Origin of the sequence: Bacillus sp. hwrm1 (genome assembly GCF_040207805.1) — a bacterium.
In the GTDB taxonomy this organism is placed as follows: domain Bacteria; phylum Bacillota; class Bacilli; order Bacillales; family Bacillaceae; genus Bacillus; species Bacillus velezensis.
In genome coordinates this window covers 304,440-318,905 of sequence record NZ_CP157943.1, presented here as the reverse complement: position 1 = coordinate 318,905, position 14,466 = coordinate 304,440, and the positions used below count along the sequence as shown (strand labels likewise).

Here is a 14,466-nt window from a genome sequence, read left to right as displayed (position 1 = left end):
AGGGGTGCAGACAGTTGTCAAAACGAACCGCGTTTATTATGGGAGCCAGTCAGGGGATCGGCAAAGCGATCGCTCTGAAACTGGCGGACAATGGCTTTCATACCGTCATTAATTCACGAGTTCCCGAAAATATCGAATCGGTAAAAGAAGAGATCCTCGCCAAACATCCGGATGCGGGCGTCACCGTTCTGGCCGGGGATATGTCGGACCAGAAGACAAGAGCCGGCATTTTTGAAGAGATCAGATCACGATGCGGACGGCTTGATGTATTGATCAACAACATTCCGGGCGGCTCGCCGGATACCTTTGAAAACTGCGATATAGAGGATATGACAAATACCTTTACGAATAAAACGATCGCCTATATCGACTCTATGAAAACGGCCGCAGCAATCATGAAACAGCACGAATTCGGCAGAATCATTAATATCGTCGGAAACCTATGGAAAGAACCCGGCGCCAATATGTTTACCAACAGCATGATGAACGCCGCTTTAATTAATGCCAGCAAAAACATCGCCATTCAGCTTGCGCCTTTTCACATTACTGTCAACTGTCTGAATCCCGGGTTTATCGCCACAGACCGTTATCACCAATTCGTGAAGAATGTCATGAAGCAAAACGGCATTTCTAAAGCGGAAGCGGAAGAACGGATTGCCTCAGGCGTCCCGATGAAGCGTGTCGGAACTGCGGAAGAAACCGCGGCGCTGGCTGCCTTTCTTGCCTCTGAAGAAGCCTCCTATATTACCGGACAGCAAGTATCAGCCGACGGCGGCAGCATGAAAAGCATATAATAAAAACATCCCGCTCTCAGCGGGATGTTTCTTGTAATGAAGGAAAGGACAAACCGAGCTTTTGAATCCGCAGCACGAATTCCCTCAAATCGCCCTGCTTGGCCACCATTGATATTCTGACATAACGCTTTCCGCCGCTGCCGAAAATCTCGCCGGGCGTCACGACAACATGGGCATGCTCCAGCAGATAGTCCGAAAACTGGTGTGAAGACTCGAATTCATTCGGAATTTCAGCCCATACATAAAAAGTCCCTTTCGGTTTTTCAATGCTCCAGCCTAATTCTTTTTCACATAACGCCGTGAAAAAGTCAATCCGTTCTTTATATGTGCGCTTCAGACGCTCGGTATGCTCAGGATTTCCTGACAGCGCCGCCGCTGCCGCCTGCTGAAGGCCGCCGAACATGCCGACGAAGACGTGATCCTGAAACTCATTGACCGCCTGAATGATTTTCTCATTCCCCACGGCAAATGCCATTCTCCAGCCTGCCATATTGAAGGTTTTCGAAAATGAATAAAGCTCCGCGCCGACCGTTTTCGCTTCTTTCGCCTGAAGAAAGCTGGCCGGGTTCTGATCAAATTCGAACGCGCCGTATGCAAAATCGTGAATAAGGTGGATGTCATGTTTTTTTGCAAACGCTGCCGCTTTTTCATAAAACGCCTGATCCGCAGTCGCGCCCGTCGGGTTATTCGGGTAATTCAAAAACATCAGCTTGGCTTTTTTCAGGACGGCGGGATCAATCCGCTCAAAATCCGGCAGATAGCCGTTTTCCGGATGAAGCGGCATCTCATGCAGCTCCGCTCTGGCCATTGTAATGCCCGATAAATACTCAGGGTAGCCGGGGTTCGGGACTAAGGCGATATCGCCGGGATTCAGCAGGCATTGCGTCAAAACGTACAAACCAGCTTTCCCTCCGCCGAACAGCGCGACTTCTGTCTCCGGATTGACCGATACCCCGTACTCTCTCTCATAAAATTCCGCGATGGCTTCTTTCAGAAACGGATAGCCTCTGAACGGGCCGTATCCGTGATACGAAGGATTCAGCGCAGCCTCCCGCAATGTTTCAACGATATGCGGCGGTGTGGGGAGATCGGGATTCCCCTGCCCGAGATTAATGATCTGGGCTCCCGTTTTCTCCATCTCTTTTACCTTTTGAAAAACGAGCGAAAATTCCTGTTTCGGAAGTGTCTTGATGACGTCGGACGGTATGATTTCCATCTGAAAGGCTCCTTATAAATGAATTTGCTCTGATTCGTTATTCCGTTCTGAAAAGGATTTATTGACCAGTTTTGTATGCAGAAACAGCCCGCTGACCAAAAGGACGATAAACGCCATGATGACTGCCGCGTCTACAATGTTGATCAGCATGGAACCGACGGCGATGCACAATCCGATGGAGGCCTCCGCCACCGAAAAAATCCGGCCCTGAATCTGGTTCGCCGCGTTCTCCTGAACTTTGACCTTCGCCAGCACCTCACCGTATTCCATTGCGATAAAGAAAAGAATGGCGGCAATGACTGACACGGCGAAAATCGGGGTAAACAAAAACAGCGCAAGCGAGACGATCGATAACACTGTAAAATACATCAGCCCTTTATTGTTGTTAAAGCCCCATTTGCTGACAAGAGCGGCGCCGATAAAGCCGCCGAAGCCGATACAGAACGTCAGGATGAAATTGCCGATTTCCCCGTCGCCTAAAAAGCGGCTGACAATCGGGAAATAGCTGTAGACGACACCCCACAAAAGCGCCATCGTAATCATCGTGAACATGGCGTTTAACACAAAAGCATTTGTTTTGATTTCCTTCAGGCCTTCTTTAAACGACTGAAAAGCTTCCCTTACGTTTTCTGACTGAATCGGCACGTATTGAAGCTTAATGCGGCTGATGAAAAACGCGGAGACAAGATAGGTCACTCCGTTAAAGGCGACGGCAAGCTCCACAGAACCGCCTAACAGAAAAAGTCCGCCGGCTGCAGCGCCGACAATAATCGAAATCGTCGTGGCTTTTGCAAACAAAGTGTTGATATTTTTAATATCCGCTTCTAAAGACGACATGACCGCGAGACGTGCCGGGTTAAAAAACACGCCGCTTCCGTAAGAAACAAATAGCAGCGCCAGAAAAAGCAGCGGATATTCGCCTTTCGGGAGAAATGTCAGCCCCAAAAAGATGACGCCTCTGATCACATCTGTCCACAGCATGATTTTCACCCTGTCGAGCCGGTCCACGAGCACGCCTAAAAACGGCTGAAACACCATCGGAATACTGCGGACCGCGATGACGCCGGACGTCACCCAGTAGTCGTGATAGTATGTAGACAAAATGAGCAGAGCCGGGAGAACGCAATAGTCTCCCATAAACGAAAGCGCCTGCCCGAAAAGCAAATACTTAGAGTTCGGTTTCAGCTGTTTCATACCGGTAACGCATACTTTGCAGTCAGCTTCGCCTGCTGCTGAATTTGTTTGATTGATTCGGCCACGTCACCCGAATTGCTTCCTTTCAGCTCGAACGCCGCAATGCTGTTGAACGCTTCGAACAGCCGCAGATCCACAGATGTACCCGCCTCGGCCGCCGAGAAAGAAACGATTTCGGTGTCTCCCTTTAAGACGCCGTCGGGAATGTCAATGCTTTCAATGACGAAATCGACAGCCGTCTCAGGCAGCTGGCCGTTTTCTTTGAAATGCTGAGGATACAAGTGGCAGTCGGCGACATAGCATGGCTCCTGCTCCAATAATCCTTTCGGCAGATCGGCTTCTTTTCCGAAACAGAGAACATCCAATAACAGCTGCGCCATATCGACGCCGAAGACCTTTTTAATATTCGGAATCATGTTCCAGCCCGCAAATCGTGCCGCTGATTCAATCAGTCCGGCTTCCCGGTTTTTCATTAATTTAATCTCTGTATGTGTTGCGCAGTTTTCGAGGCCGAGTCCTTCATTCGCCTTTTTGGCTGCTTCGACGATTTTCCGCTTCGCGTCATCATCCAGGATGGACGGCGTAATATGCGATGTCTCCGTGAATCCGATTTGCGGTGTTTTATCATGAATCGCGACAGGGAAGTATTCTCCGTCGGCCATGATGCCTTCTATGCTGATATAGTCGGAATAACCGCTTGTTTCGTACCAGTCGTCATACTCGCCCTGTAAAAACTCTTCCGCAATAAACGGCGCTTCAAACGTGACCGCTTTCGGTACGTTGATCGACTTCAGGTATTCATTGACTCTGTTAAATTCGGCTTCGGCCGTTTCCACCTCTTTGATGAGCGTCACGCCGATGGAACTCGCCAGATATGTAGGCTTCAGAATGAGCGGCGTTCCGATTTCCTGAAGCGCGGCGCGGAAATCTTCCAGCGTCGTCACCCGTTTGTTTTTGATAGACTTGACGCCGGCCCGGTTGAAAGCGGCTCTCATTTTGTTTTTATCTCTGGCATTTTCAGCGGCCTGTACGCCCGCTCCCCGCAGGCCGAGACGTTCACACGCTTTTGCCATCGGAGCGATAAACAGTTCATTGTTGGTCGTAATGGCGTCAACCGCGAACATGCCGGCCACCTTGACGATTTCTTCGACTACTTCTTCCTCAGGTTTGTCATGATCTTCATGAGCCCAGTAAATCGAATCGGGATGCTCAAAATCAGCCAGACTCTTAAAATAGTCTTTATCTTTTATGACCGCGACCGAGTATTTTTCAATTAATGCCGCATGAGAGGCTGTAATTGCAAAAGGCCTTGGAATAAAGCTGACGAGGTTGTATTTTTCGGCTGCGCTTTTGTAAAACATATGCGGCGGGCATCCCCCAAGGTCAGCGATAACCAATACTGTTTTTCTCTCCATATGTAAACACTCCTTCTCTATTGTGCGGTGTATCCACCGTCTGCGGTGATCGCGCTTCCGGTCATATAGCTTGATAAATCCGACGCGAGAAACAGCATGACGTTCGCTATTTCTTCAGGCTTGCCGAGTCTCAGCAGCGGATTGACTTTCGCTTTTTCTTTTTTGATTTCTTCAAGCGTGCCTTCGTTGTTTTCAAGGAACGACTTTTCATTCAAAGGTGTGTCAATGATTCCCGGGCACACGCAATTGACGCGGATGTTGTGTTTGGCGTAATCGACAGCCATCGAACGCGTCAGCTGCAATACGCCGCCTTTAGAGGCGTTATATGCGGGAATGTCGGGCCATGCAACGACTCCTCCGACGGAGCACGTGTTAATGATATTGCCCTTGCCGCTTTTGAGCATATACTTGAGCGCGTGCTTGCTCATAAGAAACATGCCCGTCAGATTGACGTTGAGCACCTTGTTCCAATCGCTCAGCTCCATCTCATGAATCGGGGCGACAATTTCGATGCCGGCGTTATTGATTAACACGTCCAATCCGCCGAACTTGTCCGCCGCTGACTGGATGGCGTTTTGACATGCCGGCTCATCTGTAATATCCGTCTGCACAAAATGCAGCCTGTCATTGTTTTCTTTCCTGATCATCGCTTCTCCCTGCGCCTCATCAATATCCGCGACGACCACATTCGCCTGCTGATTCAGAAACGCCTGAACCGCGGCATAACCGATGCCTGATGCGCCCCCTGTGATGAGGACGGTTTTATCCGTCAGGTTCATGACTCTTCCGCCTCTAATTTTTTCGCTTTTGCTCTGTTATAGCGCGGAGGGAAAAAGATATTGACTGATTTTGAATCTTTTTCAAATCTGTTGATGGCGCCGTGATCTTCTCTCGGATCGCAGAAATAAGCTGTGCCGAATGTCATATCCACTTTGCAGTCTTCAATGGTCATATCATAGCCGCCGCCGATGCAGATGCCGATCTGTTCATTGCGGTGTTTATGGAACGGCATTTCTCCCCCGTTGCCCGGAATGTTGGCAAGCATGATTTCCACCCAGTCTTCCACGAAGAACGTGACTTCCATACCGGGCAATAAGTCTCTCGTTTTAAAAATATTCAAAAAATAATCTTCAGGGCTTGTGTAGGTTTCACCGGCTTTCAGGCGTTTAATATCAATGGCGATCACTTCTTGATCCGTCTCATTTCTTGCGCCGTGAGGCACATTAGGAGGCGCGATATAGGCTGATTCCAGCGCTGTCATCTTTCTTGTGACATCTCCGACAGTCATGGACAGCTCGCCGGAAACGACAAGGCCGATTTGGACTTCCTTATGCTGATGCGGTTCCACGTTTGTATGCGGCGGAACGTAAGAAAGCAGAACTTCCGTATCTCCTCTGACGGACGAATATTGTCTTACTCCGTTATCCCATTCTATTAATTTAGGCGTCGGGAAATAAAGTTCCTGCAAATCTTGTTCAGTTTTCATCATGAATCTCTCCTTTTCCGAATAATGACCAGCTCATGGGAATGCTTTTAAATGTTTTGACAAAGTGAAGGCCGTACTTTTGTCTGGCCAGCTCATTTGTCAGCGCGATGTCGGACAAACCGTCCTTCACTCTTTTCGCGGCTGCGCTCGTTGAGTTCACCAGATCAAACGTGACATCTTTACGGGTAAAATACTTAATCAAATTGATAGGAGACGGGTGGGATACGATGACAGTCTGATCAAGCATGTCATCCGTATATTCAAAACCGGGCCGGACAGCCAGGCCGTACATCGGGGTGTCGCACCTGAAAATTTGCAGAAGCTGCAGATCCGGTCTCATGTAGAAGTGCTTAATGCCGTCATACGCGTGAGGCACAATTGTGTATTCCAGCGGACTTTGAAGCGTTTTTTCAATGCACGATTCAAATGTATCATGCAGTGATAATTTACTGTTCACCCCTTGGAGAAGGGTAAAATTGGTGATAAAGTTTTTTGCTGCGTACTCACTGCTTGTCCCTTCAGGACCGAGCGTGTTGATCGTAATCAGTTTAGATATTGAATAAGCCTTGCTTTTCGTTTGAATGCTATTATCCAATATAATCATGAGCACCAACCAATCTGTTAAATTTTAAGTAAATATTATCCATAGATGTTCAAGCTGTCAATATTATTTGAAAATATTGATAATTATTCCTATATATTAGAAAACACCCTATGAAATAGGGTGCTAAAAATTAACATTTACAAAATTATAGAAACTTTATTTTACCGATACAATGATTGGTCGGCCTGATGCTCATATTTCCCATACCTTCTGTATGCGAAAACGCTGAGGACAAAGCCGATGAGGGTGACGGCCGCACAGATAAATCCAACAGCTGCATATCCGTATCCGACATAGACCGGACCCATGACAGCAGAACCCAAGGTGACGGCCAAATTGGACGCCAGGCTGTAAAATGCCATGATTTTGCCCCGGCGGCTCTGTGAGCAATCACTTAAAATGGTGCTGAGCAAGGTCACCGTCAGGCTTTGCATCAATCCCCAGACGAATAACCCGATGACCAAAAACGGCATTGATGACGGCGCATAGGCGAGACAGGAAAGCCATATGCTGATCACGGCCAATGCCGCGATCAAAGAGCGCATTTTCCCCGCCTTATCTGCGATTTTTCCGGTGAACACGCTCATGGAAAAACCGACTCCGTACACCATGATCAGCAGCCCTGAAGCTGTATTCCCCCCCGGCAGCACGCGGTGAAGATATGTGCCGAGAAAGGAATACATGCCGTAAAAACCGATCATGTTGCAAAAAGTGATCGTGAGGTATACAGGGACACGGGGCACCTTCAGCGCATCCCGGAAAGTGCCTGCCTGCCGGCCGTTTTCCTCTTCTGTTTTATCCCCATCCGCCGTGCTGCGGCGCGCCTCAATGAAAATGAGCGAAGCAACGAGGACAGACATGAGGGCGAAAATCCAAAACGTCCACCGCCAATTCAAAACACCGCCGATAAAAGAGCCGATCGGAACGCCGAAAATCAAAGCGAGCGACCAGCTTGACACGATCAGACCCATCACCTTGCCGCGGTACGCATAAGGCACACGGTCGCCGACTACCGCATAAGCTGTCGGCACAAACGCACCCGCCGCAAGCCCGGAAAGCGCCCTGCCCAGAAAGAAGAAAAAGAGATTGTGCGCCAGCGCGCAGATCACCGTGCCGGCCGTAAATATAAGCAGCCCCGTCATCAGGCTGAGCTCCCGGGAATATTTATCTCCCAGCGGAACGAGAAGCGGCGCGCCGATAAAAATCATCAATCCGTAAATACTGATGGAAAGCGCCAGCACACTGACATCCGAGCTGAAAGCCCGCGCTAAATCCGGAAGCAGCGGAGAAATCACCAGCTCTTCAGAACCGGCGGCAAATACGCCTAATGTCAAAGCAAGCGCGAGACAGATCGGAAATCGGCGTTTCGTTTCGATGTGATCGGTTTGTTTGCTGTTCATGCTCTTTGAACACCTCTTCCGTAAAACTTTTCTACCTTTTGTTGTTTTATAGTTTAGCATCCTTATATTTCATTTTACATTTCACATGAAAACTAATTCCAATTTTTTATTTACATTCAGATTTTAAATAAAATATTTAGTTTGTATTCAATAAATGATATAAAATACGCCGTCCGGTTATGCTATAGTGATAGAATCATTTGTTAAGGTGGGGGTCATGGAATGAATAACGCTGATTCAAAGGCCGCCCGCGCAGGCCTCGGCATGGTACTGATTCTCGGGACGCTCGCTTCATTCGGGCCGCTTTCGCTCGATATGTATCTTCCCGCTTTGCCTGAAGTGGCGGCCGATCTTCATACGACAGCGTCACTTGCACAGCTGAGCCTGACGTTTTGTCTTTTGGGGCTGGCGGTCGGGCAGATCGTTGTCGGGCCGCTCAGTGATATGATCGGGCGCCGGAAGCCGCTCATTCTGTCATTGCTGCTTTATACGCTGTCTTCTTTATTATGCGCCTTCAGCCCTTCTGTTTCGTTTTTAATTGTCATGAGGTTTATTCAAGGATTCACCGGGGCGGCCGGAATCGTCATCGCACGGGCGTCCGCGCGCGATATGTATTCCGGAAAAGAATTGACGGCTTTTTTCTCATTACTGATGCTCGTCAATGGGGCGGCGCCAATTTTAGCGCCGATTACAGGGGGATTTATCCTTCAGTTCGCCGGCTGGAAAATCGTATTTGTCGTGCTGGCGGCGATCGGCTGTATCATTTCTGCCGCCGTGCTTACGGCGTTGCCTGAATCACTCCCGCCGGAAAAGCGGACAAGCGGCGGACTCCGGGAGACGCTGATGACGTTTCGCGGCCTGCTTGGCGACCGGATGTTTATGGGATTTGCGCTCAGCCAGGCATTTGTGATGACCGGCATGTTCGCATATATTGCCGGATCGCCGTTTGTACTGCAAAACATCTACGGCGTATCGGCGCAAATGTTCAGCCTGCTGTTCGCCGTAAACGGTGCGGGAATCATATGCGCAACCCAAATCACCGGACGGATGGCCAAAACACATGATGAACGGAAGCTGTTTGTCTCTGGGCTTTTGATCGCCGTCATCGGAAGCATCGCTTTGCTTTTATCACTTGCGTTTGGTTTAGGCCTGACGGCGGTCTGCATTTCTTTATTCATCATTGTTTCTTCTGTCGGGATCGTCACGACGACGGGGTTTTCTCTGGCTATGCAGAAACAGGAGAAAGGCGCGGGAAGCGCTGCGGCTCTTCTCGGACTCCTGCCCTTTATCGGCGGTGCGGCTGCCGCTCCCCTGGTCGGTATTGCCGGAGAAGAAAATGCCTGGCCGATGGCCGTCAGCATTTTCGGTTTTGAGTTCTTTGCCGTTCTATCCTATGTGCTGTCGGCCAAACGAAAAACAAAGTAAAGCCCGCCGCTTTTTGCGGAGGGCTTTTTTTCTTATCCGGCAGCGCCTTTTTCCGAAGAAGCCTGCTCACGCTTCAGGCGTTTTTTAATACCGAAGTGATAATACGCGTAACAGATGATCATCAGCGGGACGCCGCAGTACAGACCGATACGCTGGTCGGGGATAAAGATGAGACTGATTAAGATAAGCCCGTAAACCGAAAATCCGAGAATCGGCACGATCGGATAAAGCGGCGTTTTAAATGCCAGGTCTTTCAGATTTCCTCCTTCAGCGAGAAAGCGTCTCCGGAAAACGAATTGTGAAGCGCAGATTGACATCCACGCGACGACGGTAATCATACCGGAGATGGAAATGAGCCACACATACACCGTTTCAGCCGCGAATACACTTGTCAGCAGGGATAAACCGGAGATAGCGATGGTGATGGAAAGAGCTTTCAGAGGCACGCCTTTTTTCGTCAGTTTCGTTAAGGAAGCGGGGCCCATCTTAGTTTTTGATAGGGACCACATCATTCTGGACGAAGCGTACAGCCCGGAATTCGCCACCGACAGCATGGCGGTCAGAATGACAAAGTTCATGATATCAGCCGCATAGGGAACGCCGATTTTATCCAGCACAGCCACAAACGGGCTTTCGATGACGCCTGCCGTTTGGTACGGCAAAATGGACACTAGAACAAACATCGCCAGCACGAAGAAAAACAGCGTCCGCCATATGACGTTTCGGATTGAGCGGGGAAGCGTCTTTTCCGGATTTTCGCTTTCTCCCGAGGCGATTCCGACCAGCTCGGTGCCCTGGAATGAAAAATTCACCATGACAAGGGTAAACAGCACGGCTTGGGCACCGTTCGGGAAAAGCCCTTTGTCCGTCGTAAAGTTTGACAGATACGGAGCCGTCTGCCCGCCGTTAAAACCGACAAAGCCGAATACCGCAGCGCAGCCGAGAATAATAAACAATACAATGGCCATGACCTTAATGCTGGAAAACCAAAATTCCATTTCCGCAAAACTCCGCGCAGACAGCGCGTTAATGGAAAAAATGACGACGCCGAATACAAGGCACCACACCCAAATCGGAACGGCCGGAAACCACCGCTGCATTAAAATCCCCGCCGACGTCAGTTCAAGCCCCACTGTATTGGCCCAGCTGAATGCGTACATCCATCCGATCGTAAAACCCGTCGACGGCCCGAGAAACTTTGCGGCATACGCTTGAAATGATCCTGCGACCGGCATGGCGACCGCGAGCTCCCCCAAACAAAGCATCACCAGATACATTAAAAATCCGCCGATCACATAAGCCAATATCGCGCCGATCGGTCCCGCTTCACTGATCGTAAAACCGGAGCCCAGAAAAAGCCCCGTCCCGATCACGCCGCCGAGGGCGATCATAAACAAATGCCGGCCCTTCATCGTGCGCTGCAATTCAGTTTGATTGGTATCTCCCTGCATATACATCCTCCTTATTCCGTTATGTCAGCCATTTGTGCGTATGTCTAATCGGTAGCTGTGCAAAAGGTGCATTGTCGTCTGCTGAATGAGCTCCGGCAGCACATGGAATGTGTACGGCTTGTACACGCGTTCCGTCCATTTATGGCCGTCCTTTCCGTATACCCCTATATTGACCGACGGAATATTCAATTCCCTGATTTCTTTAAAAGGAATCGTCCCGATGACATCCCAGCCCGGAAAATTATCGGTAAAGGCGGAGACCTCCTCGTCTGTTTCATGCAGCGATAAAAAGCTTCCGTCCGCTAAATAAGGGAAAAACTTTTTAAAGACGAATGTTTCTCCGGTTGATGCCGCTGTTTTATCGACCGCTTCTTGAATGACATGCTGCAAAAGCCGGTCCCGTGAGCTCTCTTCTTTCAGATAATTGTGCGGAAGGTAAGGCGGCGCATAGAAAATAATGACCTTGGCTCCCTGCTCAGGATCGAGTTTTTGCAGTTCCTCGACGGCTTTAAAGCATCTCATCCGCAGTTCAAGATGTTCATATGTTTTAAATGCCTGCTCGATACACTGTGCAGGGTCTATCCCGCGGCTTCTCAGCCTTTTCAGGTAATCTTCCAGACTGTACACTTGAACGTTCCATGACATCTCTTTTTTCGGCAGGCTCGTTCTCTCACAGTATTCGTCGTAATAATCAGATAATTTTCGTTCTGTCTCTTTGCAGGCTTCGTCAGTCACGGCGGTCAGCTGATCCATGACTTCTTTGGCGGTTTTCTCGTAAATAAAATAATTAAAATAGACATAGCTGCTGACGGCGGTCTGCACGTTATACGCTTCCTTATTGTCACGCTGGTACAGGCAGGTCGGCGGAAGCACAAGCTCCCCTTCAATGTTTTCCGCCATATGAATATTGTTGTGAATTCTTCTGGTGATTTCTGACGCGATCAAATTCGGATCGATGCCGGACAGCGTATCACCGACATGCACCTCCCGCCCGTAAATCGCAAAGCAAGGCAAAAGCTTCCCTGCCGCGCCCGTGTAGATGTACCTTGTCGTGTCACCCTCATACAGCGGCGTGATAAAATCGTTATTAATCGCTGCTAAATAACGAAGCTGCTTTTCTTGTTTCATCCGTTTTAATTCAGAAATGCTGGTTAAAATGCCGGAATGCTGGCTTTCTTCATCCGGATTTGCCATGAACAGAATATGGCCCGGCAGCTGATCGCGCCGTTCAGAAAAGTGAAGCAGATTGGCGAGATGAACGGCAATACCGCTCTGCATATCAACCGAACCCCTTCCGAACATCCACTCGCCTGAGCGGGCGTCCCGCTGCACATCCCGATCAAATTCATAGTTTGAGAAATATTCCGCGAGACGGTCGGAATCAAAAGCGATATCTTTTAAAGGGCCGAAATCCTCGATGCCGACCGTATCAAGATGAGCGTGATAAATGACCGTATTCAGGCTTTCGCCGTTTCCCTCAATAAATGCGAAAATATTTTTGCGGCCGTAAGGGTCCTCAGGAATCGCCTGCTCCCACACATGTGACGGATTCTCCTGAAAGTAGGGAAAGCTCTTGATCATATCTTTGATATAGTCGGCTTTTTTTCCTTCTCCCAATGTGCCGTTGATGCTGTTTAACGCCACCAGTGATTTCGTAATGGCTTCTATTTTCTCCTCCGGAAGCATTTTGCTGAGCTGCTGATACATATTCCATCCTCCTTACCCTCATATAGAGAAAATAGCGCGACTCTCTTTTTCATCGCGCTATTTCCGAAAGATTAATAGGCTTCAGACGTTGTTTTTGCCTGCATATGAAGAATCAGATAGTCAGGTCCTCCGGCTTTTGAATCGGTTCCTGACATATTGAAGCCGCCGAACGGCTGGTATCCGACAATCGCTCCCGTACATCCGCGGTTGAAGTATAGATTCCCGACGTGAAAATCTTCGCGGGCGCGTTCAATGTGCGCACGGGTTTTCGATAACAGAGCGCCCGTCAGTCCGTAATCGGTATTATTGGCAATCTCAAGCATATGGTCGAAATCACGGGCTTTTGAGATCGCGACGACCGGCCCGAAAATTTCCTCCTGCATCAGGCGGGCGTTTTCATCAACATCCGCAAAAATGGTCGGCTGAATAAAGTATCCTTTTGAATCATCACCTTCGCCTCCCGTCAGGAGTTTTCCTTCTGTTTTGCCGATTTCGATATAATTCATGACTTTATTATAAGATGCTTCGTGGATAACTGGCCCCATGTATGTATCAAAATCTTCCGGACTTCCGACGGTGAGTGATTTTGTTAAAGCGACGGCTTTTTCAACAACTTCATCATAGACGTCCTGATGGATGACCGCACGGGAACCGGCTGAACATTTTTGGCCTGAGAATCCGAAGGCGGAATACACGATTGAGGAAGCGGCAAGGTCAAGATCAGCATCTCTGTCTACAAGCACCGTATCTTTCCCTCCCATTTCGGCAATGACCCGTTTCAGCCACTTTTGGCCCGGCTGTACTTTTGCGGCGCGTTCATAAATACGGCATCCAACCGCGCGGGAACCTGTAAACGACACAAATCTCGTCTTCGGATGCTCAACCAGATAGTCGCCGATTTCTCCTCCGTCGCCCGGTATGAATTGAAGCACGCCGTCCGGCAGGCCCGCTTCTTTCATCACTTCAACGAATTTCGCCGCCACGACAGGCGCCGCATCCGCCGGTTTCAGCAGTATCGTGTTGCCTGTTACGATGGCTGCCGCCGCCGTTCCCGCCATGATCGCAAGCGGGAAGTTGAATGGAGAAATGACGATTCCCACCCCAAGCGGCTCATAGTGATACTGATTATATTCTCCGTCACGGCTCTTTACAGGGGAACCGTCTTTCAGTTTCAGCATCTGACGGGCGTAATACTCTAAAAAGTCGATCGCTTCCGCCGTATCCGCATCCGCTTCCTTCCACGGTTTTCCCGCTTCTTTCACTAGATACGCGGAGAATTCGTGCTTTCTTCTGCGGATGATCGCCGCCGCTTTAAACAGCACATTCGCGCGGTGTTCCGGCCGTACTTTTTTCCATGTTTGAAATGCCTGCAGCGCAGCCTGCATGGCCTTTTCCGCAAGTTCTTTTCCGGCGGCCGATACAGAACCGATCACTTCTTTTTTATCTGCCGGATTGACGGAAATGATCTTTTTATCCGTTTCGATCGCTTCACCGTTGATGATAAGCGGATAATGCTTGCCGAGCTGTGAATTCACATAAGCCAGCGCTTCCTGAAACGATTGTTTATTTGTCTCTTCCTGAAAATTTGTAAATGGTTCGTGTGCGTATGAAACTGTCATTAGAATTCCTCCCCGTATTTTGTAATGTGTGCTCACGCTTTATGATGATGCAAGAAGCATACCAGCATAGCAATTTGTGATAAAAATAAGAAAATCTTCTGCCAAAAGCGGACGAAGCTTGTCCGAATCTGTCAGCTGTAATCTGAAAATGCAAA

The 14,466-nt window shown here is 49.1% G+C and carries 12 protein-coding genes; 2 read left to right on the top strand and 10 right to left on the bottom strand.

All coding sequences use genetic code 11. The features are described from left to right. Positions 1 to 14 precede the first annotated feature (14 nt). Entirely contained in the window at positions 15 to 794 is a 780-nt protein-coding gene (locus ABK447_RS01635) for an SDR family oxidoreductase (protein ID WP_100001634.1), read from the top strand. Between the two features lie 16 nt (positions 795 to 810). Here ABK447_RS01635 and ABK447_RS01630 read toward each other — a convergent pair whose 3' ends face one another. From ABK447_RS01630 to ABK447_RS01600, 7 genes are all read right to left on the bottom strand, one after another. Next, positions 811 to 2,010, bottom strand: coding sequence for a pyridoxal phosphate-dependent aminotransferase (locus ABK447_RS01630; RefSeq protein ID WP_021494772.1), 1,200 nt, complete (start codon positions 2,008 to 2,010; stop codon positions 811 to 813). Positions 2,011 to 2,022: 12 nt separating this feature from the next. Continuing rightward, the gene (locus ABK447_RS01625; protein ID WP_007407671.1) at positions 2,023 to 3,204 is read right to left on the bottom strand and encodes an MFS transporter; all 1,182 of its coding nucleotides are present in this window, start codon (positions 3,202 to 3,204) and stop codon (positions 2,023 to 2,025) included. After that, entirely contained in the window at positions 3,201 to 4,619 is a 1,419-nt protein-coding gene (locus ABK447_RS01620) for an acetyl-CoA carboxylase biotin carboxylase subunit family protein (RefSeq protein WP_038464381.1), read from the bottom strand. Before ABK447_RS01620 ends, ABK447_RS01625 begins: the two co-directional genes overlap by 4 nt. A 17-nt stretch (positions 4,620 to 4,636) precedes the next feature. After that, positions 4,637 to 5,398 (bottom strand): dihydroanticapsin 7-dehydrogenase, encoded by a 762-nt coding sequence (bacC, locus tag ABK447_RS01615; RefSeq protein ID WP_020957990.1) that lies wholly within the window; start codon positions 5,396 to 5,398, stop codon positions 4,637 to 4,639. Further along, positions 5,395 to 6,105: a cupin domain-containing protein gene (locus ABK447_RS01610; RefSeq protein ID WP_038464384.1), complete on the bottom strand. Its 711-nt coding sequence runs from the start codon at positions 6,103 to 6,105 to the stop codon at positions 5,395 to 5,397. The genes bacC and ABK447_RS01610 overlap by 4 nt, the downstream gene beginning before the upstream one ends. After that, entirely contained in the window at positions 6,095 to 6,709 is a 615-nt protein-coding gene (locus ABK447_RS01605) for a bacilysin biosynthesis protein BacA (RefSeq protein ID WP_015418458.1), read from the bottom strand. The genes ABK447_RS01610 and ABK447_RS01605 overlap by 11 nt, the downstream gene beginning before the upstream one ends. Before the next feature lie 161 nt (positions 6,710 to 6,870). After that, on the bottom strand, positions 6,871 to 8,109 hold the full coding sequence (locus ABK447_RS01600; RefSeq protein ID WP_038464387.1) for an MFS transporter: 1,239 nt from the start codon (positions 8,107 to 8,109) through the stop codon (positions 6,871 to 6,873). A gap of 222 nt (positions 8,110 to 8,331) precedes the next feature. Between ABK447_RS01600 and ABK447_RS01595 the strand changes: the two genes are divergently transcribed. Then, positions 8,332 to 9,534 carry a multidrug effflux MFS transporter gene (locus ABK447_RS01595; protein ID WP_094031371.1) on the top strand — a complete coding sequence of 401 codons (1,203 nt, stop codon included), beginning with the start codon at positions 8,332 to 8,334 and terminating at the stop codon, positions 9,532 to 9,534. A 32-nt stretch (positions 9,535 to 9,566) separates the two neighbouring features. Here the strand turns inward: ABK447_RS01595 and ABK447_RS01590 are convergent, their stop codons facing one another. From ABK447_RS01590 to pruA, 3 genes are all read right to left on the bottom strand, one after another. Further along, on the bottom strand, positions 9,567 to 10,985 hold the full coding sequence (locus ABK447_RS01590; protein WP_039063798.1) for an amino acid permease: 1,419 nt from the start codon (positions 10,983 to 10,985) through the stop codon (positions 9,567 to 9,569). A 24-nt stretch (positions 10,986 to 11,009) separates the two neighbouring features. Then, the gene (locus ABK447_RS01585; protein ID WP_094031372.1) at positions 11,010 to 12,692 is read right to left on the bottom strand and encodes a M20 family metallopeptidase; all 1,683 of its coding nucleotides are present in this window, start codon (positions 12,690 to 12,692) and stop codon (positions 11,010 to 11,012) included. Between the two features lie 71 nt (positions 12,693 to 12,763). After that, on the bottom strand, positions 12,764 to 14,311 hold the full coding sequence (gene pruA, locus ABK447_RS01580; protein WP_015240796.1) for an L-glutamate gamma-semialdehyde dehydrogenase: 1,548 nt from the start codon (positions 14,309 to 14,311) through the stop codon (positions 12,764 to 12,766). Positions 14,312 to 14,466 lie beyond the last annotated feature (155 nt).

Bases quoted from the DNA above. Each gene is read 5' to 3' on its own strand.
- ABK447_RS01630 (WP_021494772.1), bottom strand. From the start codon at position 2,010: ATGGAAATCATACCGTCCGACGTCATCAAGACACTTCCGAAACAGGAA.
- ABK447_RS01625 (WP_007407671.1), bottom strand. From the start codon at position 3,204: ATGAAACAGCTGAAACCGAACTCTAAGTATTTGCTTTTCGGGCAGGCG.
- ABK447_RS01620 (WP_038464381.1), bottom strand. From the start codon at position 4,619: ATGGAGAGAAAAACAGTATTGGTTATCGCTGACCTTGGGGGATGCCCG.
- bacC (WP_020957990.1), bottom strand. From the start codon at position 5,398: ATGAACCTGACGGATAAAACCGTCCTCATCACAGGGGGCGCATCAGGC.
- ABK447_RS01610 (WP_038464384.1), bottom strand. From the start codon at position 6,105: ATGAAAACTGAACAAGATTTGCAGGAACTTTATTTCCCGACGCCTAAA.
- ABK447_RS01605 (WP_015418458.1), bottom strand. From the start codon at position 6,709: ATGATTATATTGGATAATAGCATTCAAACGAAAAGCAAGGCTTATTCA.
- ABK447_RS01600 (WP_038464387.1), bottom strand. From the start codon at position 8,109: ATGAACAGCAAACAAACCGATCACATCGAAACGAAACGCCGATTTCCG.
- ABK447_RS01595 (WP_094031371.1), top strand. From the start codon at position 8,332: ATGAATAACGCTGATTCAAAGGCCGCCCGCGCAGGCCTCGGCATGGTA.
- ABK447_RS01590 (WP_039063798.1), bottom strand. From the start codon at position 10,985: ATGCAGGGAGATACCAATCAAACTGAATTGCAGCGCACGATGAAGGGC.
- ABK447_RS01585 (WP_094031372.1), bottom strand. From the start codon at position 12,692: ATGTATCAGCAGCTCAGCAAAATGCTTCCGGAGGAGAAAATAGAAGCC.
- pruA (WP_015240796.1), bottom strand. From the start codon at position 14,311: ATGACAGTTTCATACGCACACGAACCATTTACAAATTTTCAGGAAGAG.